The 19344-nt window shown below is 51.2% G+C and carries 20 protein-coding genes and 3 tRNA genes; 10 read left to right on the forward strand and 13 right to left on the reverse strand.

The annotated features are described in order from the left end of the window. Positions 1-2 precede the first annotated feature (2 nt). The 4 genes from OGV98_RS21630 to orn all read right to left on the reverse strand — a co-directional run bounded on the left by OGV98_RS21630 (position 3) and on the right by orn (position 1153). A tRNA-Gly gene (locus tag OGV98_RS21630) sits at positions 3-78 on the reverse strand. 155 nt (positions 79-233) lie between these two features. After that, positions 234-309, reverse strand: a tRNA-Gly gene (locus OGV98_RS21635). A 37-nt stretch (positions 310-346) separates the two neighbouring features. Beyond that, a tRNA-Gly gene (locus OGV98_RS21640) sits at positions 347-422 on the reverse strand. Between the two features lie 185 nt (positions 423-607). Next, the gene (gene orn / locus OGV98_RS21645) at positions 608-1153 is read right to left on the reverse strand and encodes an oligoribonuclease (protein WP_003839477.1); all 546 of its coding nucleotides are present in this window, start codon (positions 1151-1153) and stop codon (positions 608-610) included. 105 nt (positions 1154-1258) lie between these two features. On the opposite strand from orn, the gene rsgA reads away from it, so the two are divergent. The 3 genes from rsgA to mscM all read left to right on the forward strand — a co-directional run bounded on the left by rsgA (position 1259) and on the right by mscM (position 6704). Continuing rightward, the gene (gene rsgA / locus OGV98_RS21650; RefSeq protein WP_286552098.1) at positions 1259-2311 is read left to right on the forward strand and encodes a small ribosomal subunit biogenesis GTPase RsgA; all 1053 of its coding nucleotides are present in this window, start codon (positions 1259-1261) and stop codon (positions 2309-2311) included. Between the two features lie 92 nt (positions 2312-2403). Then, positions 2404-3372, forward strand: coding sequence for an archaetidylserine decarboxylase (gene asd / locus OGV98_RS21655; protein ID WP_003839474.1), 969 nt, complete (start codon positions 2404-2406; stop codon positions 3370-3372). Between the two features lie 17 nt (positions 3373-3389). After that, a complete protein-coding gene (gene mscM, locus OGV98_RS21660; RefSeq protein ID WP_003839472.1) occupies positions 3390-6704 on the forward strand; it encodes a miniconductance mechanosensitive channel MscM in 3315 nt (1104 codons plus the stop codon). Positions 6705-6761: 57 nt separating this feature from the next. Here the strand turns inward: mscM and OGV98_RS21665 are convergent, their stop codons facing one another. The 4 genes from OGV98_RS21665 to epmA all read right to left on the reverse strand — a co-directional run bounded on the left by OGV98_RS21665 (position 6762) and on the right by epmA (position 10693). Continuing rightward, positions 6762-7076, reverse strand: coding sequence for a YjeO family protein (locus tag OGV98_RS21665; protein WP_049002200.1), 315 nt, complete (start codon positions 7074-7076; stop codon positions 6762-6764). Next, positions 7076-7786 (reverse strand): hypothetical protein, encoded by a 711-nt coding sequence (locus OGV98_RS21670; protein WP_286552100.1) that lies wholly within the window; start codon positions 7784-7786, stop codon positions 7076-7078. Before OGV98_RS21670 ends, OGV98_RS21665 begins: the two co-directional genes overlap by 1 nt. Before the next feature lie 212 nt (positions 7787-7998). Then, positions 7999-9501, reverse strand: a complete 1503-nt coding sequence (gene yjeM, locus OGV98_RS21675; RefSeq protein ID WP_202580836.1) for a glutamate/gamma-aminobutyrate family transporter YjeM — start codon at positions 9499-9501, stop codon at positions 7999-8001. 214 nt (positions 9502-9715) lie between these two features. Continuing rightward, complete coding sequence (epmA, locus tag OGV98_RS21680; protein ID WP_003830517.1) at positions 9716-10693, reverse strand: elongation factor P--(R)-beta-lysine ligase; 978 nt, start codon at positions 10691-10693, stop codon at positions 9716-9718. Positions 10694-11017: 324 nt separating this feature from the next. Between epmA and frdA the strand changes: the two genes are divergently transcribed. From frdA to frdD, 4 genes are read left to right on the forward strand one after another with little or no spacing between them, the layout of a single operon-like run. Continuing rightward, a complete protein-coding gene (frdA, locus tag OGV98_RS21685) occupies positions 11018-12808 on the forward strand; it encodes a fumarate reductase (quinol) flavoprotein subunit (protein WP_003025543.1) in 1791 nt (596 codons plus the stop codon). Beyond that, positions 12801-13535, forward strand: a complete 735-nt coding sequence (frdB, locus tag OGV98_RS21690) for a fumarate reductase iron-sulfur protein (RefSeq protein ID WP_003025540.1) — start codon at positions 12801-12803, stop codon at positions 13533-13535. Before frdA ends, frdB begins: the two co-directional genes overlap by 8 nt. Before the next feature lie 10 nt (positions 13536-13545). Beyond that, positions 13546-13941 carry a fumarate reductase subunit FrdC gene (frdC, locus tag OGV98_RS21695; RefSeq protein ID WP_003025537.1) on the forward strand — a complete coding sequence of 132 codons (396 nt, stop codon included), beginning with the start codon at positions 13546-13548 and terminating at the stop codon, positions 13939-13941. 10 nt (positions 13942-13951) lie between these two features. Next, a complete protein-coding gene (gene frdD, locus OGV98_RS21700; RefSeq protein WP_003025535.1) occupies positions 13952-14308 on the forward strand; it encodes a fumarate reductase subunit FrdD in 357 nt (118 codons plus the stop codon). A 42-nt stretch (positions 14309-14350) separates the two neighbouring features. Here frdD and ampR read toward each other — a convergent pair whose 3' ends face one another. Continuing rightward, complete coding sequence (gene ampR / locus OGV98_RS21705; RefSeq protein ID WP_286552128.1) at positions 14351-15226, reverse strand: LysR family transcriptional regulator AmpR; 876 nt, start codon at positions 15224-15226, stop codon at positions 14351-14353. 131 nt (positions 15227-15357) lie between these two features. Between ampR and OGV98_RS21710 the strand changes: the two genes are divergently transcribed. Then, entirely contained in the window at positions 15358-16503 is a 1146-nt protein-coding gene (locus tag OGV98_RS21710) for a class C beta-lactamase CMY-48 (RefSeq protein ID WP_044699195.1), read from the forward strand. Positions 16504-16595: 92 nt separating this feature from the next. Next, positions 16596-17129, forward strand: a complete 534-nt coding sequence (locus OGV98_RS21715; RefSeq protein WP_003025522.1) for a lipocalin family protein — start codon at positions 16596-16598, stop codon at positions 17127-17129. On the opposite strand, the gene sugE is transcribed toward OGV98_RS21715, so the two are convergent. Then, complete coding sequence (sugE, locus tag OGV98_RS21720; protein ID WP_000118520.1) at positions 17126-17443, reverse strand: quaternary ammonium compound efflux SMR transporter SugE; 318 nt, start codon at positions 17441-17443, stop codon at positions 17126-17128. The two genes, OGV98_RS21715 and sugE, sit on opposite strands and share 4 nt — an antisense overlap. Before the next feature lie 256 nt (positions 17444-17699). Between sugE and OGV98_RS21725 the strand changes: the two genes are divergently transcribed. Continuing rightward, on the forward strand, positions 17700-18293 hold the full coding sequence (locus OGV98_RS21725; RefSeq protein ID WP_202580837.1) for a helix-turn-helix transcriptional regulator: 594 nt from the start codon (positions 17700-17702) through the stop codon (positions 18291-18293). A gap of 36 nt (positions 18294-18329) precedes the next feature. On the opposite strand, the gene ecnB is transcribed toward OGV98_RS21725, so the two are convergent. The 3 genes from ecnB to efp all read right to left on the reverse strand — a co-directional run bounded on the left by ecnB (position 18330) and on the right by efp (position 19342). Continuing rightward, positions 18330-18476, reverse strand: coding sequence for a lipoprotein toxin entericidin B (gene ecnB, locus OGV98_RS21730; protein ID WP_003025482.1), 147 nt, complete (start codon positions 18474-18476; stop codon positions 18330-18332). 107 nt (positions 18477-18583) lie between these two features. After that, positions 18584-18718, reverse strand: coding sequence for a lipoprotein antitoxin entericidin A (gene ecnA / locus OGV98_RS21735; RefSeq protein ID WP_003830568.1), 135 nt, complete (start codon positions 18716-18718; stop codon positions 18584-18586). Between the two features lie 57 nt (positions 18719-18775). After that, on the reverse strand, positions 18776-19342 hold the full coding sequence (gene efp / locus OGV98_RS21740; RefSeq protein ID WP_003025478.1) for an elongation factor P: 567 nt from the start codon (positions 19340-19342) through the stop codon (positions 18776-18778). Positions 19343-19344: the final 2 nt, after the last annotated feature.

Consider the following 19344-nt stretch of genomic DNA (forward strand, 5'->3'; position numbering starts at 1 on the left):
TTTGGAGCGGGAAACGAGACTCGAACTCGCGACCCCGACCTTGGCAAGGTCGTGCTCTACCAACTGAGCTATTCCCGCATAATCTTCGTCTTTCGAACCGCTACTGCGTTGGCTGCCTTCATTCGCCTGAGTCACTTACTTCAGTAAGCTCCTAAGGACTCATTCAGTTGCCGCCTTGTCGCAATTCGAAATACTGCGATTGGTGGTCTGTGCTTATAAGCACTTTCAAATTTTGGAGCGGGAAACGAGACTCGAACTCGCGACCCCGACCTTGGCAAGGTCGTGCTCTACCAACTGAGCTATTCCCGCTTGGGTGCGTCTGTGCTTAATAAACACTTTCAAATTTTGGAGCGGGAAACGAGACTCGAACTCGCGACCCCGACCTTGGCAAGGTCGTGCTCTACCAACTGAGCTATTCCCGCAAATTTGTTGCTGTCGTAATTCGCATTTCTGCGTCGTTACGGGAGGCGCATTATACGAGAAATCCGTTTAGCTGCAACCCCCTTGAATACGTTTTTTTCGAAAATTCGTTCAAGTGATTACTTTGCAATCAAGCTGAACAATTTAGCGTCAAAAAGCCGGTGACGCAAGCCACCGGAGAACAAAATCAAAGCTTAATAAAATGTTCGCGATAGTAAGCAAGCTCAGCAACAGATTCACGAATGTCGTCCATCGCCTGATGCGTTCCCTGCTTGGTGAAGCCAGCCAGGATCTCCGGCTTCCAACGACGCGCCAGTTCTTTGAGCGTACTAACGTCAAGATAGCGATAATGGAAATACGCCTCCAGCTCCGGCATGTATTTAAACAGGAAACGACGATCCTGGCCGATGCTGTTGCCACAGATAGGTGATTTCCCTTCCGGAACCCACTCTTTCAAAAAAGCCAGCGTGGCCAGTTCTGCTTCACGATCGCCCATGGTGCTCGCCTTCACGCGTTCCACCAGCCCGCTACCGGTGTGCGTACGTACGTTCCAGTCATCCATTAATGCCAGTTGTTCGTCGGACTGGTGCACCGCAATTGTCGGTCCTTCTGCCAGAATATTCAGGTTGGCATCCGTCACCAGCGTGGCGATCTCAATAATGCGATCGCGCTCGGGATCCAGACCTGTCATCTCCAGATCGATCCAAATCAGGTTGTTTTCATTGGCACTCATGCTATTTTCCACCCTTCAGCGTCACATTCAGTGTGACTACATTGATCTAAAATTGTGTGTATCATAAATGTTTTGCCCATCATGGGCGACCAGGAGCCAGTCCGATTGAGTAAGAATAAACTCTCCAAAGGCCAACAGCGCCGTGTGAACGCCAATCACCAGCGTCGTCTCAAAACGTCCACGGAGAAGCCCGACTACGACGACAACCTGTTTGGCGAAACCGCTGAAGGCATCGTTATCAGCCGTTTTGGCATGCATGCCGACGTAGAGTCTGCTGACGGTGAAATTCACCGCTGCAACATCCGCCGTACAATTCGCTCGCTGGTTACTGGCGATCGCGTAGTCTGGCGCCCAGGTAAAGCGGCGGCTGAAGGCGTGAATGTCAAAGGTATCGTTGAAGCGGTACACGATCGTACCTCGGTACTGACACGTCCCGACTTTTACGACGGGGTAAAACCTATTGCCGCCAACATCGACCAGATCGTTATTGTCTCAGCCATCTTACCCGAGCTGTCACTCAATATTATCGACCGATATCTGGTAGCCTGCGAAACGCTACATGTTGAACCAATTATCGTACTGAATAAGATCGATTTGCTTGATGATGAAGGCATGGCCTTCGTTAACGAACAGATGGATATCTATCGCGACATTGGCTATCGGGTGTTGATGGTATCCAGCCGTACTAAAGACGGCCTGAAACCGCTTGAAGAAGCATTAACCGATCGCATCAGCATTTTTGCCGGTCAGTCGGGCGTAGGTAAATCCAGCCTGCTCAATAATCTTCTCGGCCTGCAGGAAGAGATCCTGACCAACGATGTCTCCGACAACTCCGGTCTTGGACAGCACACTACCACGGCCTCTCGCCTGTATCACTTCCCGCACGGCGGCGACGTTATCGACTCCCCTGGCGTACGTGAGTTCGGACTGTGGCATCTGGAGTCGGAACAAATCACGCATGGCTTTGTCGAATTTCATGACTACCTGGGCCATTGCAAATACCGCGACTGCAAGCATGATACCGATCCAGGCTGCGCTATCCGTGAGGCTGTAGAAAAAGGGGCCATAGCCGAAACCCGGTTTGAAAATTATCACCGCATCCTGGAAAGCATGGCGCAGGTAAAAACGCGTAAAAACTTTTCTGATACAGACAACTGACAACTAAGCTAAGCATCGCTAGAATCGTCCCCCTTTTTTCAGGATCCGGTCCACATGCCGGATCGGGAACAAATTATGGCCTGGAGGCTACCTTGTTAAACTCATTTAAGCTTTCGCTACAATACATTCTGCCGAAACTATGGCTCACTCGCCTGGCGGGTTGGGGTGCGAGCAAACGAGCGGGATGGCTGACCAAATTGGTTATCGATCTGTTCGTGAAATATTACAAGGTCGATATGAAAGAGGCGCAAAAGCCGGACACCGCCAGCTATCGCACCTTTAACGACTTCTTTGTTCGCCCGCTGCGCGACGATGCTCGCCCAATTAATACAGATCCAAACGTACTGGTCATGCCCGCTGACGGCGTGATCAACCAGTTAGGCAATATCGAAGAAGACAAATTGCTGCAGGCTAAAGGGCACAGCTATACCCTTGAAGCACTGCTGGCTGGCAACTATCAGATGGCGGACAAATTCCGCAACGGTACGTTTGTAACCACTTACTTGTCTCCACGCGATTACCACCGTGTACACATGCCGTGTAACGGTATCCTGCGTGAAATGATGTATGTGCCGGGCGATCTCTTCTCTGTAAACATCCTGACTGCGCAAAACGTACCGAACCTGTTTGCCCGCAACGAACGCGTAATCTGTTTGTTTGATACCGAATTTGGTCCGATGGTGCAGATTCTGGTCGGCGCGACTATCGTCGGCAGCATTGAAACCACATGGGCTGGCACCATTACTCCACCGCGTGAAGGCGTCATCAAGCGCTGGACCTGGCCGGAAGGCGAAAGCGAAGGGTCGGTAGCGCTGTTGAAAGGTCAGGAAATGGGCCGCTTTAAGCTCGGTTCCACCGTCATCAACCTGTTCGCACCTGGCAAAGTTAACCTGGTTGAGCAGTTGCAGGATCTTTCCGTGACCAAAATCGGCCAACCAATGGCCATCTCGACCGAGACTTTCGTGACGCCAGAGGCAGAACCGACCCCGCTGACGAAAGAAGAGATCGAAGCAGAACACGACGCCAGCCCGCTGGTTGACGACAAAAAAGACGAAAGTTAAACATAGGAATCGCTGCTGTGCGCCTGATTATCACTTTTCTGATGGCCTGGTGCCTCAGCCTGGGGGCGTACGCTGCGACGGCCCCCGATGCCAAACAACTCACCCAGGAACTGGAGCAGGCAAAAGCGGCAAAACCCGCTCAGCCAGAAACCGTCGAGGCGCTCCAGTCCGCGCTGAATGCCCTTGAGGAGCGGAAAGGCTCTCTCGAGCGCGCCCAGCAATATCAGCAGGTTATTGATAACTTCCCCAAGCTGTCCGCAACGTTACGCGCACAGCTTAGTAACCTGCGCGATGAACCGCGCAATGTACCAACCGGGCTCTCTACCGATGCCTTAAACCAGGAGATCCTCCAGGTTAGCAGCCAACTGTTGGAAAAGAGTCGTCAGGCCCAGCAGGAGCAGGATCGCGCCCGGGAAATCGCCGACTCGTTAAGCCAGCTTCCTCAACAGCAAACAGATGCCCGCCGCCAGCTCAATGAGCTTGAGCGCCGCATTGGTACCGCCAACGGCAATTCCGCGCAGAATCAGGCGATGCAAGCTGAATCCGCCAAACTTAAAGCCCTGGTCGATGAACTGGAGCTGGCACAGCTTTCCGCCAATAACCGTCAGGAACTGGCGCGTATGCGCTCCGAACTGGCGGAAAAGCAGAGTCAACAACTCGACACTTACCTGCAGGCTTTGCGCAATCAACTCAACAGTCAGCGCCAGCGCGAAGCAGAGCGAGCGCTGGAAAGTACCGAACTGCTGGCGGAAAACAGCGCGGGACTGCCGGAAGGTATTGTCGATCAGTTCAAGGTTAACCGCGAGCTGTCTCAGGCCTTGAACCAACAGGCGCAACGTATGGACCTGGTCGCCTCGCAGCAGCGTCAGGCTGCCAGCCAAACGCTGCAGGTCCGCCAGGCCTTGAATACGCTGCGAGAGCAGTCTCAGTGGCTTGGGGTTTCAAATATGCTGGGAGAAGCGCTGCGCGCGCAGGTATCCCGTCTGCCGGAAATGCCCAAGCCCCAGCAGTTGGATACCGAAATGGCGCAGCTTCGCGTGCACCGTATGCGCTATGAGGATCTCCTCAACAAACAGCCGCAGCTGCGTCAAATTCATCAGGCCGATGGACAACCTCTGACCGCTGAACAGAGCAGTATTCTCAACGCCCAGCTACGCACCCAGCGCGAGCTGCTGAACTCATTGTTACAGGGCGGCGATACGCTGATCCTTGAGCTGACCAAGCTCAAAGTCTCCAACAGCCAACTGGAAGATGCGCTAAAAGAGGTCAACGAAGCAACGCACCGCTATCTGTTCTGGACGTCAGACGTCAGTCCCATCTCGCTCTCCTGGCCTGTCGACATCGTTCAGGATCTGCGGCGTTTGATCTCATTAGATACGTTTAATCAGTTGGGTAAAGCCAGCGTCATGATGCTGACCAGCAAAGAAACACTATTGCCGCTGTTCGCGGCGTTGGTGCTGGTTGGCTTTAGCCTCTCTTCGCGCAAGCACTTCACCCGTTTCCTTGAACGCTCGTCCGCGCGAGTCGGGAAAGTCACCCAGGACCATTTCTGGCTGACAATACGCACGGTATTCTGGTCAATACTCGTCGCTTCTCCGTTGCCGGTGTTATGGGCAACGCTCGGTTACGGGTTGCAGGAAGCCTGGCCTTACCCGCTGGCTGTTGCTATCGGCGATGGCGTTACCGCCACGGTGCCTATGCTATGGGCGGTAATGATTTGCGCCACCTTTGCGCGTCCCAACGGTCTGTTCATTGCCCACTTTGGCTGGCCACGTAACCGCGTCGCGAAAGCCATGCACTACTACCTGATGAGCATCGGACTGATTGTTCCGCTGATCATGGCGGTGATTATGTTTGATAATCTCAATGACCGGGAATTCTCCGCCTCACTGGGACGTCTGTGCTTTATTCTGATTTGCGGTGCGCTGGCGGTCGTGACCCTGAGCCTGAAACGCGCCGGGATACCGCTGTACCTCGATAAAGAGGGCAACAGCGATAACATGGTCAATAGTATGCTGTGGAATATGCTGATGGGCGCGCCGCTGATTGCCATTCTCGCTGCGGCAGTGGGTTATCTCGCCACATCGCAAGCCCTGCTGGCACGTCTGGAAACATCCGTGGCGATTTGGTTCTTATTACTGGTGGTGTATCACGTCATCCGCCGCTGGATGCTAATTCAGCGCCGCCGCCTTGCGTTTGACCGCGCCAAACATCGACGCGCCGAAATGCTGGCGCAACGTGCGCGGGGCGAAGAGGAACCACCTCATTCAACCAGCCTTGAAGGTACGATCGATGTAGATGAAAGCGAAGTGGATCTGGATGCAATCAGCGCGCAATCGCTGCGCCTGGTACGTTCTATCCTGATGCTTATCGCCCTGCTCTCGGTCATTGTGCTGTGGTCAGAAATTCATTCCGCTTTCGGCTTCCTGGAAAACATCTCGTTGTGGGATGTCACCTCCACGGTGCAGGGCGTGGAAAGCTTAGAACCGATAACGCTGGGCGCGGTGCTCATTGCTATTCTGGTGTTTATCATCACCACCCAGCTAGTGCGCAACCTACCCGCGTTGCTGGAGCTGGCGCTACTGCAACATCTGGATTTAACCCCCGGCACCGGTTACGCCATCACCACTATCACTAAGTATCTTCTGATGCTGATTGGCGGCCTGGTGGGCTTCTCGATGATCGGTATTGAGTGGTCCAAACTGCAATGGCTGGTGGCGGCTCTCGGTGTCGGTCTGGGCTTTGGTTTGCAGGAGATCTTCGCCAACTTTATTTCCGGCCTGATTATCCTGTTTGAAAAGCCAATCCGCATTGGCGACACGGTTACAATTCGCGATCTCACCGGAAGCGTGACGAAAATTAATACCCGTGCCACCACTATCAGCGACTGGGACCGCAAAGAGATCATCGTACCCAACAAAGCCTTTATCACCGAACAGTTTATCAACTGGTCGCTATCCGATTCGGTTACCCGTGTGGTGTTAACCATCCCGGCACCGTCGGAGGCTAACAGCGAGGAGGTTACGCAGATCCTGCTGACTGCCGCACATCGTTGCTCGCTGGTTATCGATAACCCGGCGCCAGAAGTCTTCCTGGTTGACCTGCAACAAGGAATTCAAATCTTCGAACTGCGTATTTATGCCGCTGAAATGGGGCATCGCATGCCGCTGCGCCATGAAATCCACCAGCTGATTCTGGCAGGCTTCCGCGAGCATGGTATTGATATGCCATTCCCACCGTTCCAGATGCGTCTGGAAAGCCTCGGCGGTAAGCAAACAGGGAGAACATTAAGTTCTGCAGGAAGAGGCAGCCGCCCGGCGGGAAGCCTATAAACCGGAAAGTGCATTCTACATCGGCCACTTTTTGTGGCTGATTTCTTCCCGAAACTATCAGAAGCAAATCTGATATCGGATAAAAAAACGCCATAGCCAGTAGAAGACCATTGTAGCAATAACAGAATATTGCCAAAAAGAGCGCTGCCTCTTCCGAATAACAGCATAAATATATGGAATGAATAATGGTAAGGTCATTATAACACCAACTGGGCGAATATCATCATTTTCAAGGTATGTCATCACATCACAAATATTATTAATTCCTCTACCATCGATAAACCACTCTTTGTCTTGAACAGATAACATATCTATCCAAAATATGCTTATAACAAACCAGATAAAGTTAAGAACAAATGATTTCCAGCTCATCATAGACCTTTCATTATTTTCATTAAGGCGATTTCCTTTTCAAGAATACGCCGACCATATTCACTGTATTCTCTCTGATGAGATCCAATAGGTGCTGTAATGGAATCAATGATGTCTTGCTTATTTCTTTCGGTGCCGCGGTTGTATCTGGATCCTACAACAATTATCTGCTCATCGGTTAAGTTTGTGGTATCACCTATGTCAGGATAATCATAATGTATAAGGTCTCGTAAATGAAAGGCTACCACTCTAACGTTGAAACGGTCGTTTAGTAAGCACTGGGAAAGTTGGAACTGCTCAAAGGATGATAAAAGATCTGGTCGGATTCCCATAGTTCTGGCGGCAACCCCTAATTGTATAGCGACAGAACCTACTGAAGTAGAGTTTGAGTAGGTATTGCCTCCTCTCTTTGAAACAGCCTCCAGGTTTTTTTTAATTTGTAGCACCACTGGTTTAAATCTTTCTGGCATTCCGCCAACCTCAGCAGCCGCAACACCGGCAAGTAACAATAAAAGTATTTGAGCCTCTCTGGCATATTGCCGAAGCATATCGCGATGGTAAATCAACCAAGATGTTTTATATAACCATAAATGTGCCGTCCCCGTACTGAACGTCCAGTTAGAAGGAAGATAATGCCATCTAAAATAATCAACACCATTCCATTTAGGAAAACCTAATTCATCAACCTGGCAAAATATAAGGTTACTCATTCTCCCCTCACTTAAATCAGCGCTTGAATCTAGACACAATACTATCAGCAAATAAAACAATTTGTGATGGAGCAAACAAAAAAATAATCACCAAAGAACACAATAATTTTATATAAAAATACAAAGCATACAAAACATAAATGCTTATTATAAATAAAAATGTTAATCCGGCTTACAGAGTAGACTGAGAGCCGGATTAAATATAAATTTGATTACTCCGTCGCCAACTGCGGCAGTTTCGCCATACGACGGCTGTAGTTCTGATAAATCGCCATCGCCAGCAGCGAGAAGAAGATCGGGCCGCCGGTCATCCACAAGGCACTGTTCCAGTCCCCGGCTTCAATTACCGGCTGGATGATGGTGAACACGTTGGCAAACGTCACCACCAGAACGACCACACCCGTTGCCAGCAGCGTCGCCGCTCGGGTTTTAAAGACAACAAACGGTCTTTCCAGACCCGGACGGGCTTTAAAGAACGGAAACGCCAGCGCCAGGAACAGATACGGCAGCGTCATGGATACGTTCGCCATCAGCGTCAGTTTGTTATAGAACGCTGAAGCCGTATCGCCACCAAATGAAACCAACAGGATAAACAGGCTCACCAGCAGGCACTGTAACCACATTGCCGTCGTCGGCATCCCTACGGCATTCAGTTTGGTCATCGGCGCGGGCCACAACGCTTTCGGCGTACCCTGAATAATCGCTTTCAGCGGTGAGTAGCTGAGGGTGAAAAAAGCGCCGGTATAGGCAAGGAACATTGAAAGCCCGGTAATACGTGCAAACCATACGCCCATCACCATCGCGGTCTCAGGGGAAAGATGCAGCGCATTACCCAACGTCATCCCGAGGTTCTTCATCAGGATATAAGTAATATTGCCGAGGTTGACCGAGCTATTGCTTAATACCTGCTGCCAGTTGGTGCTAACGCCCCATAAAAAGATGGCCAGTGAATAACCAACAGAAATGACAATAGCGGCAAAAACAATGCCTTTAGCAAAGTTCTTTTCTGGCTTTTCTGTTTTATCAACCAGTCCCCCTACAGCTTCAATTCCGCCATAAGCAAAAATGGCAAACACAACAAATGACAACATTGCCAGCCCGGACTGATATCCGGGATTAGGTGAGGAGATAAAATTAATATCCTGTGCAAAGTGGCCACCAGTTAATAACAAAATAGCGACACTCACTAACAACAGAACTAAATTAAGACACATTACGGCAATTCCGCCTACTGCCGTAATACGCGCAATCTTATTAATACCCCGGGATGCCACGCAGGTCACCAGAATCATCCAGCCGACGGCGAGCAGCCCGACAACCTGCGTAGGCTCAAGCCCTGCAATACGCCAGTGCTGCGTCATGTCTGCGCCAAACAAGAAGGTTGAAAAAGGTACCCAGACTTTCGCCGCAGTACTTACCATCCATATCACATAAGAAGAAAACCACATAAACGTGCCGATAAAGGCATAGCGCGGTCCAACGCTATTATTCATCCACGAATAGATTCCCCCCTCTTCTTTCCGATAGGCAGACCCCATTTCCGCCATCATTAAAGCAAATGGAATAAAGAATAATAATGCAGAAAATATATACCACGGTATTGCACTATACCCCATTAAATAGAATGCGGAGGGGCTATTAGCAAAACCGAAAACTGACGTAAATATCATGAGAATGAGACCTGGCAGGCTCATCTTTTTTATTGTTTGGGTCATTAAACCATCCCTTACTCTGGCAAGCGTTTAGCAAACGCCGCTCACCGGTTGGCACTGCTCTCTTTGCAGAGTTCAGCGATAAAAAAATCAACACAGAATTGATACCTAAACGATATCAAATATCCAGGTGTAAATTGTGGCTATTAGAGGGGAAATGAAAAAATATGCTACAAAGTGGCGATTAAGCCGCCACTTTGTATTGCGGAAGAGTAAGTTATGCGCGATCGACGGTAAATGCGATAACCTCGGCCAGGCTCTCTGCGCCCAGCGCCAGCATCACCAGACGGTCAACACCCAGCGCCACGCCTGAGCAATCCGGCATGCCTACTTTCAGCGCTTCCAGCAGGTTGGTATCGATAGGTTGCTGCGGTAAGCCTCGTGCGGCGCGTTTGCGGTTATCCTGTTCAAACCGCTGCTGTTGTTCACGCGCGTCGGTCAATTCATGGAAACCATTTGCCAGCTCAATACCTTTGTAATAAACCTCGAAACGTTCAGCCACGCGGTGATCTTCGGTACTGATTTGCGCCAGTGATGCCTGGCTGGCCGGGAAATGATACACAAACGTCGGTTTGTCTTTACCAATATGTGGCTCAACGCCCATCGTAAACAGCAGCTGCAGTAAGGTGTCCCGGTCTTCTTCGGTATCGGCGATATTGCTGAGATCCAATTTCGCCGCCACTTCCCGCAGTTGGGTTTTATCCGCAGACAGCGGGTCTATCTCCAGATGACGCTGGAAGGCTTGCTGGTAAGAGAGGCTTTCCGCAGGCGAACAGTCCAGCACCTGCTGGAGCAAATCATCTACCTCATTCATCAGCCGATACATATCGTAGTGCGGACGATACCACTCAAGCATGGTGAATTCAGGGTTATGATGGCGCCCCATCTCTTCATTACGGAAGCTGCGGCACAGTTGATACACCGGGCCGCACCCTGCCACCAGCAGGCGCTTCATATGGTATTCAGGGCTGGTCATTAAATAGAGATTCATCCCCTGAGAGTGTCCAGGGCCAACGAAACGTGTTTCGAACGGGAACAGATGGATGTCCGTTACCGTTGCCTGACTCATACAAGGGGTCTCAACCTCCAGCACGCCACGATCGGCAAAAAAGCGGCGAATCTCCGCTATAATTGCTGCACGTTTTAACAGATTGGGGATGGACGCGCTCGGCTGCCAGGTTGCCGTTTCGCTCATGGTTGTTTCTCCGATTTAAGACAAGGGCACGAAGTCTACTCGTATCGCGCTAACGAGACAAATTTCAGGCAGCAGTAATCAGCACTGGCAATTGGATAAAAAAAGCGACATAGGGTGGTTTAGTAATTAAATTAATCAAATTCAATGATAATTCCCCCCTGTGACACGCTAAAAAAATCGAACACGTCAAATTTCCCGCACATCCCTAAGACTATACTATTGTACCTATAAAGGAGCAGTGGAAACGCGTTCATAACCTGTTTGAAGCCGATGAAGCATCTGATTTCAGGCGGGGATGAAATAACAACAATCTGGAGGAATGTCGTGCAAACCTTTCAAGCCGATCTTGCCATTATAGGCGCCGGTGGCGCGGGATTACGTGCTGCAATTGCTGCCGCACAAGCAAATCCCAACGCTAAAATCGCACTGATCTCAAAAGTGTACCCAATGCGCAGCCATACCGTTGCTGCCGAAGGCGGCTCTGCTGCTGTCGCGCAGGATCATGACAGCTTTGACTACCATTTTCACGATACGGTAGCAGGCGGAGACTGGCTATGTGAGCAGGATGTCGTGGATTACTTTGTCCACCACTGCCCAACTGAAATGACGCAACTGGAACAATGGGGCTGCCCATGGAGCCGTCGTGAAGACGGTAGCGTCAACGTACGTCGCTTCGGCGGCATGAAAATCGAGCGTACTTGGTTTGCCGCAGATAAAACCGGCTTCCACATGTTGCATACGCTGTTCCAAACATCTTTGCAGTTCCCGCAGATTCAGCGCTTTGACGAACACTTCGTTCTGGATATCCTGGTGGACGAGGGTCATGCCCGCGGCCTGGTTGCCATGAACATGATGGAAGGCACGCTGGTGCAGATCCGTGCTAACGCAGTCGTAATGGCAACGGGCGGCGCTGGTCGTGTTTACCGTTACAATACCAACGGCGGCATCGTAACCGGCGACGGTATGGGCATGGCGCTGAGCCACGGCGTTCCGCTGCGTGATATGGAATTCGTTCAATATCACCCGACGGGTCTGCCAGGCTCCGGTATCCTGATGACAGAAGGTTGCCGTGGTGAAGGCGGTATCCTGGTCAACAAAAACGGCTACCGTTATCTGCAAGACTACGGCATGGGTCCGGAAACCCCGCTGGGCGAGCCGAAAAACAAATACATGGAACTCGGTCCGCGCGACAAAGTTTCTCAGGCTTTCTGGCACGAATGGCGCAAAGGCAACACCATTTCCACTCCGCGTGGCGATGTGGTTCACCTGGACCTGCGTCACCTCGGCGAGAAAAAACTGCTCGAACGTTTACCGTTCATCTGCGAACTGGCGAAAGCCTATGTGGGTGTCGATCCGGTTAAAGAACCGATCCCGGTACGTCCGACAGCACACTACACCATGGGCGGTATCGAAACCGATCAGCACTGTGAAACCCGCATTAAAGGTCTGTTCGCTGTCGGCGAATGTTCCTCTGTTGGTCTGCATGGCGCTAACCGTCTGGGCTCCAACTCTCTGGCGGAACTGGTGGTCTTCGGTCGTATGGCCGGTGAACAAGCTGCGGAACGCGCTGCAACGGCTGGCGCTGCAAACAGTGCTGCTCTGGATGCACAGGTTGCTGGCGTTGAAAAACGCTTGAAAGATCTGGTTAACCAGGAAGGTAACGAAAACTGGTCTAAGATCCGTGACGAAATGGGTATTTCCATGGAAGAAGGTTGCGGTATCTACCGTACGCCGGAACTCATGCAGAAAACCGTTGATAAGCTGGCGGAACTGCAGGAGCGCTTCAAGCGCGTACGTATCACTGATACTTCCAGCGTCTTCAACACCGACCTGCTGTACACCATCGAACTGGGTCACGGTCTGAACGTTGCTGAATGTATGGCGCACTCCGCTCTGGCACGTAAAGAATCCCGCGGCGCGCACCAGCGTCTGGATGAAGGCTGCACCGAGCGTGACGACGTGAACTTCCTCAAACACACCCTCGCCTTCCGCGATGCTGACGGGACGACTCGCCTGGAATACAGCGACGTGAAAATCACCACTCTGCCACCGGCTAAACGTGTTTACGGTGGAGAAGCGGAAGCAGCCGATAAGAAGGAGAAGGCGAATGGCTGAGATGAAAAACCTGAAAGTTGAGGTGGTGCGCTATAACCCGGAAACCGATACCGCGCCGCACAGTGCTTTCTACGAAGTTCCTTATGATGAAACCACGTCACTGCTGGATGCGCTGGGCTACATCAAGGATAACCTGGCACCGGACCTGAGCTACCGCTGGTCCTGCCGTATGGCAATCTGCGGCTCCTGCGGCATGATGGTCAACAATGTACCGAAACTGGCGTGCAAAACCTTCCTGCGTGATTACACAAACGGCATGAAGGTTGAAGCGCTGGGTAACTTCCCGATTGAGCGCGATCTGGTCGTCGACATGACGCACTTTATCGAAAGCCTGGAAGCGATCAAACCGTACATCATCGGTAACCCGCGTACACCGGATCAGGGGCCAAACACCCAGACTCCGGCGCAGATGGCGAAGTATCATCAGTTCTCTGGTTGCATCAACTGTGGTCTGTGCTACGCCGCGTGCCCGCAGTTCGGCCTGAACCCTGAGTTCATTGGACCGGCTGCGATTACGCTGGCGCATCGTTACAACGAAGATAGCCGCGACCACGGTAAGAAGGAGCGTATGGCTCAATTGAACAGCCCGAACGGCGTCTGGACCTGTACTTTCGTGGGCTACTGCTCCGAAGTCTGCCCGAAACACGTCGATCCGGCTGCGGCCATTCAGCAGGGTAAAGTTGAAAGTTCAAAAGACTTTCTTATCGCTACCCTGAAACCACGCTAAGGAGTGCACGATGACGACTAAACGTAAAGCCTATGTGCGGCCAATGACGTCCACCTGGTGGAAAAAGCTGCCATTTTATCGTTTTTACATGCTGCGTGAAGGCACGGCAGTCCCGGCAGTCTGGTTCAGCATTGAACTGATTATCGGCCTGTTTGCACTCAAGCATGGTGCAGAGTCCTGGATGGGCTTTGTCGCCTTTTTACAAAACCCGGTGGTGGTAATCCTTAACATTATCGCCCTGGCAGCAGCGCTGCTGCATACCAAAACCTGGTTTGAGCTGGCACCAAAAGCAGCCAACATCATCGTAAAAGACGAAAAAATGGGGCCAGAGCCGATCATCAAAGGTCTCTGGGCAGTCACTGTGGTTGCTACAGTAGTCATACTGTTTGTTGCCCTGTTCTGGTAAGGAGTCCGGAATGATTAATCCAAATCCAAAACGCTCTGACGAACCCGTATTCTGGGGCCTGTTTGGTGCAGGCGGTATGTGGAGCGCAATCATTGCGCCGGTAATGATCCTGCTGGTAGGCATTATGCTGCCGCTGGGCTTTGTTCCTGATGCTTTCAGCTATGAACGCGTACTGGCATTCGCTCAGAGCTTCATCGGACGTGCGTTTCTGTTCCTGATGATCGTTCTGCCGCTGTGGTGTGGTTTACACCGTATGCACCACGCGATGCATGACCTGAAAATCCACGTGCCGGCTGGCAAATGGGTATTCTACGGACTGGCAGCTATCCTGACCGTTGTAACGGCGATTGGTATTCTGACCATCTAAGTACATGCGTTAATTATCAGGCCCGCCATTGGCGGGCCTTTTTTATTTGTGCAGCACCCCGGTCAACCAACGGGAAAATTCACGCATCGCGGGCGTCTCCGGGCGAGATTGCAAACGCGTTATCCAGTAGCTTCCCAAATCAATCTGCGTTAAAAAAGGCTGAACGATACGTTCACTGCTGAGCAAATGCGTGAACATTCTGACTGGCGCAATTGCCACACCGCTCCCCGCCTGAGCGGCTTCCAGCATGGTGACTGACGAATCAAACACCATCACATTGTGCGTCGGTGACGGAGGCGCCTCTCCGGCCGCCTGCATCCAAAGCGCCCATTCATCCCGCCGATACGATCGTAATAACGGAAATTTCAGGATATCCGCAGGCTTTTGAATCTGCGAAGCCAATGTTGGCGAACACAGCGGAGACATCAGCGCGCTACATAAATATTGCGCATCGGTATCGTGCCAGGCTCCCCCACCGTAGCGAATGGTATAATCCAGCCCTTCGGCGGCGGGATCCACGCGATTGTTATGGGTAGAAATATGCAAATCAATATGTGGGTAACTGCGCTTAAAATCGCTCAACAGCGGGAAAAGACAGCCGATAGCAAAGGTTCCCACTACGCCAATTTTAAGTTTTTCCTGGGTCTGTTTAGTGGCAAAACGATCCAACATCCCCGCCATACGATCGAAGGAGTCATTAAGTACAGGTAACAGACTTTCCCCTTCAGTCGTCAACATTAATCCACGAGAACCGCGCACAAAAAGCTGACAATTCAGCTGCTGCTCCAGCGATTTTACATGCTGGCTGATGGCAGAATGCGTCACGTTGAGCTCAATCGCAGCGCGGGTAAAGCTGAGATGTCTGGCCGCGGCTTCAAAAGCCCGCAGCGAGTTAAGAGGGATATAGCTACGCGTCATCATTAAGCCTGTTAGAAAAACTTATATCTGCTGCTAAATTTAACCGTTTGTCAACACGGTGCAAATCAAACACACTGATTGCGTCTGACGGGCCCGGACACCCTTTTGCTTTTAATTACGGAACTGATTTCATGATGAAAAAATCGATATGCTGCGCGCTGCTGCTGACAGCCTCTTTCTCCACGTTTGCTGCCGCAAAAACAGAACAACAAATTGCCGATATCGTTAACCGCACCATCACACCACTGATGCAGGAGCAGGCTATTCCGGGCATGGCCGTGGCAATTATCTACGAGGGGAAACCTTATTACTTTACCTGGGGTAAAGCCGATATCGCCAATAACCACCCAGTCACGCAGCAAACGCTGTTTGAATTAGGGTCGGTCAGTAAGACGTTTAACGGCGTGTTGGGCGGCGACGCTATCGCCCGCGGCGAAATTAAGCTCAGCGATCCGGTCACGAAATACTGGCCAGAACTGACAGGCAAACAGTGGCGGGGTATCAGCCTGCTGCACTTAGCCACCTATACAGCGGGTGGCCTGCCGCTGCAGATCCCCGATGACGTTACGGATAAAGCCGCATTACTGCGCTTTTATCAAAACTGGCAACCACAATGGACTCCGGGCGCTAAGCGTCTTTACGCTAACTCCAGCATTGGTCTGTTTGGTGCGCTGGCGGTGAAACCTTCAGGTATGAGCTACGAAGAGGCAATGACCAGACGCGTCCTGCAACCATTAAAACTGGCGCATACCTGGATTACGGTTCCGCAAAGCGAACAAAAAAATTATGCCTGGGGCTATCGCGAAGGGAAGCCTGTACACGTTTCTCCGGGACAACTTGACGCCGAAGCCTATGGCGTGAAATCCAGCGTTATCGATATGGCCCGCTGGGTTCAGGCCAACATGGACGCCAGCCACGTTCAGGAGAAAACGCTCCAGCAGGGCATTGAGCTTGCGCAGTCTCGTTACTGGCGTATTGGTGATATGTACCAGGGATTAGGCTGGGAGATGCTGAACTGGCCGCTGAAAGCTGATTCGATCATCAACGGCAGCGACAGCAAAGTGGCATTGGCAGCGCTTCCCGCCGTTGAGGTAAACCCGCCAGCACCTGCCGTGAAAGCCTCATGGGTGCATAAAACAGGATCCACAGGCGGATTTGGCAGCTACGTTGCCTTCGTTCCAGAAAAAAACCTTGGCATCGTAATGTTGGCAAACAAAAGCTACCCCAACCCGGCTCGCGTCGAGGCGGCCTGGCGCATTCTTGAAAAACTGCAATAACTGACAGAGGGGTCCGGTAAATCGGACCTCCTTTCTTGCTCTTTTTTCCCTGCTGTCATCTACACTTAACAAAAAACAGTAAGGAAAACACTATGCGCATTCTGCCCGTCGTTGCTGCAGTTACGGCTGCATTCCTGGTTGTCGCTTGCAGCTCCCCAACACCGCCGAAAGGCGTTACCGTGGTGAATAACTTTGATGCCAAACGCTATCTGGGAACATGGTATGAAATTGCGCGCTTCGACCATCGTTTCGAGCGCGGGTTGGATAAAGTGACCGCAACGTACAGCTTGCGCGACGACGGCGGCATCAACGTTATTAACAAGGGCTATAACCCTGACAGGGAGATGTGGCAGAAAACGGAAGGGAAAGCCTATTTCACCGGCGACCCAAGCACGGCCGCGCTTAAAGTATCATTCTTCGGCCCCTTCTATGGTGGGTATAACGTAATTGCACTCGACCGGGAATATCGTCACGCGCTGGTTTGCGGTCCGGATCGCGACTACCTGTGGATCCTTTCACGGACTCCAACTATTTCAGATGAAATGAAACAGCAAATGTTAGCCATCGCGACCCGGGAAGGGTTTGAGGTGAATAAGCTGATTTGGGTGAAACAGCCTGGCGCTTAGTGAGTGCTCAGCTTCAGACCAATAATGCCAGCAACGATCAGCCCAAGGCTCAGCAAACGTGCCGGACTGGCAGATTCACCCAGCAGCAAAATCCCTGTAATGGCCGCCCCTACGGCGCCAATGCCGGTCCAGACCGCATAAGCGGTTCCTACAGGTAATGTGCGCATTGCCCAGGAGAGCATGGCAATACTGACGATCATCGCCGCAATAGTGATAATGCTTGGCGTAAGACGCGTAAAACCGTGGGTATATTTCAGGCCAATCGCCCAGACGACTTCGAGCAAACCTGCAATTAATAAAACGATCCAGGACATATCAGGCTCCAGAACAATGGGGCCGTCCCCGGTGAAAGAAGCGTTTGCAGGTCGTCCTACAAAGCTGATGTGTGAAATGGCATTTTTGCCCGGAAGAAAATGAATTTCAACCTTTTTATTCACTGCCTGCTAAAAGCAAGAATTAAGCATAATTAGCGGCGTAGTTCCCGCATTTGGCACTCATCGGAGTTCTCTATGATGAAGGGCTTTCTGAAACCGGAAAGTCGATTGCCCCTCTTCTGAATGCGAAACGTTTATGCTTAAAATTTTAGTGATTGACCGGTGCCACTTTACCCGCACAGGGATAGAGGCCTTGCTTAATCATTCTGGCAGGTTCAGCTCTTCATTTCTGGTATCAGGAATCAATAATCTCCTGTTAGCAAAAGAGCATATTTTGCAATGGAAACCGCATCTGGTGATCGCGGATTTATACAGTTTTATTAGCGAGACGCACTCCAGTCCGCCAATTAACCCTTTTTTTATGAGTTGTGGCGTCATCCCACTGATTTTACTGCAATCAGCAGATAGACAGCATGCCCCCATCGCGCCCTCTCAATCCGTCGCCCATTCGGTCTTGACCAAGCACACCACGCTGAACACACTCTCCCACACAATTCAGGAAGCACTTCAGGTTCGCCCCGCATTAGAAATACCCAAAAACGCCACGCCTTTGCTTACGCCGCAGGAGGAGAAAGTATTATCAATGTGGATGGATGGTGTGAGTAACAATGCCATTGCCGCCGCACTCAGCATACATGGCAAAACGGTCTACACCTATAAGCGGAATATCCGTATGAAACTGCACCTGGGGAACCGCTTCTCGCCGTTTCTGTCACTCCCAGGGAAGTGAGATTAACGGTACGACACGACGTCGTACCGTTCTTCATTATTGCTGAGCTTTTGTCGCTGCACCAGAAATGGCGCTACCGCCTTCAGAAATATCCTGTCCTACGCCTCGTGTGGTATTACACGCGGTTAAAACGGAAGAAAGTACCAACACAGAAAAGATCGCAGCAATTGTCTTCTTAACCATAACGTCTTCCTTTTCTAGCCAATATTGTTTGTGTATAGCTACTTAATAATAGACAAGATCTGGGAGTGTGATGGATAAACAACCGTTTTTAAGACTATATGAAATGATTAGCTGGCAGCATGAGAGATTGAATTGCCAAGATGTTTGATGTCTTCACCGAAGCCGCGCGCGGTATTGCATCCCGTCAGGAGGGTGCTGGTGAAAAGGAGTAGCATTACAAGACCGAGAAGACGTTTCATCATTCCTGCCCTGGAAAAAGTATGGCGCAGCAACCTGCGCCATAAGATCAAATGGAAGACTTATTTTACGCGAGAAACGTATTCGCCGGAGCGGGTATCCACTTTGATCACTTCGCCGATCTGTACGAACAGCGGAACTTTAACGACTGCGCCGGTAGACAGGGTAGCCGGTTTGCCGCCAGTACCAGCGGTATCGCCTTTCAGACCTGGGTCGGTTTCAACAACTTCCAGCTCAACGAAGTTCGGCGGAGTTACAGAGATCGGCTGACCGTTCCACAGGGTCACGATGCATTCAGCCTGGTCCAGCAGCCATTTAGCGTTATCGCCTACCGCTTTCTCGTCAGCAGCCAGCTGTTCGAAAGTGGTGTTATTCATAAAGTGCCAGAACTCACCGTCGCTATACAGGAAAGTCAGGTTCATGTCGGCTACGTCTGCGCCTTCAGCGGAGTCAGTAGACTTGAAGGTTTTCTCTACGCGAGTACCGGTCAGCAGGCGACGCAGCTTAACGCGCGCAAACGCCTGGCCTTTACCTGGTTTAACGAATTCGCTGGCTTCAACCGCATAAGGTTCGCCGTCCAACATGATTTTAAGACCAGCACGAAAATCGTTGCTATAGTACGTTGCCATAA

Source organism: Citrobacter sp. Cf136 (assembly GCF_030333815.1).
Taxonomy (GTDB): Bacteria; Pseudomonadota; Gammaproteobacteria; order Enterobacterales; family Enterobacteriaceae; genus Citrobacter; species Citrobacter freundii.

Excerpts from the sequence above, each read along its gene's own strand:
- frdD (WP_003025535.1), top strand. The coding sequence starts at position 13,952 with ATGATTAATCCAAATCCAAAACGCTCTGACGAACCCGTATTCTGGGGC.
- ecnB (WP_003025482.1), bottom strand. The coding sequence starts at position 18,476 with ATGGTTAAGAAGACAATTGCTGCGATCTTTTCTGTGTTGGTACTTTCT.
- sugE (WP_000118520.1), bottom strand. The coding sequence starts at position 17,443 with ATGTCCTGGATCGTTTTATTAATTGCAGGTTTGCTCGAAGTCGTCTGG.
- ampR (WP_286552128.1), bottom strand. The coding sequence starts at position 15,226 with ATGACGCGTAGCTATATCCCTCTTAACTCGCTGCGGGCTTTTGAAGCC.
- efp (WP_003025478.1), bottom strand. The coding sequence starts at position 19,342 with ATGGCAACGTACTATAGCAACGATTTTCGTGCTGGTCTTAAAATCATG.
- ecnA (WP_003830568.1), bottom strand. The coding sequence starts at position 18,718 with ATGATGAAACGTCTTCTCGGTCTTGTAATGCTACTCCTTTTCACCAGC.
- OGV98_RS21665 (WP_049002200.1), bottom strand. The coding sequence starts at position 7,076 with ATGAGCTGGAAATCATTTGTTCTTAACTTTATCTGGTTTGTTATAAGC.
- orn (WP_003839477.1), bottom strand. The coding sequence starts at position 1,153 with ATGAGTGCCAATGAAAACAACCTGATTTGGATCGATCTGGAGATGACA.
- frdB (WP_003025540.1), top strand. The coding sequence starts at position 12,801 with ATGGCTGAGATGAAAAACCTGAAAGTTGAGGTGGTGCGCTATAACCCG.
- OGV98_RS21725 (WP_202580837.1), top strand. The coding sequence starts at position 17,700 with ATGCTTAAAATTTTAGTGATTGACCGGTGCCACTTTACCCGCACAGGG.
- frdC (WP_003025537.1), top strand. The coding sequence starts at position 13,546 with ATGACGACTAAACGTAAAGCCTATGTGCGGCCAATGACGTCCACCTGG.
- yjeM (WP_202580836.1), bottom strand. The coding sequence starts at position 9,501 with ATGACCCAAACAATAAAAAAGATGAGCCTGCCAGGTCTCATTCTCATG.
- epmA (WP_003830517.1), bottom strand. The coding sequence starts at position 10,693 with ATGAGCGAAACGGCAACCTGGCAGCCGAGCGCGTCCATCCCCAATCTG.
- OGV98_RS21670 (WP_286552100.1), bottom strand. The coding sequence starts at position 7,786 with ATGAGTAACCTTATATTTTGCCAGGTTGATGAATTAGGTTTTCCTAAA.
- OGV98_RS21715 (WP_003025522.1), top strand. The coding sequence starts at position 16,596 with ATGCGCATTCTGCCCGTCGTTGCTGCAGTTACGGCTGCATTCCTGGTT.
- OGV98_RS21710 (WP_044699195.1), top strand. The coding sequence starts at position 15,358 with ATGATGAAAAAATCGATATGCTGCGCGCTGCTGCTGACAGCCTCTTTC.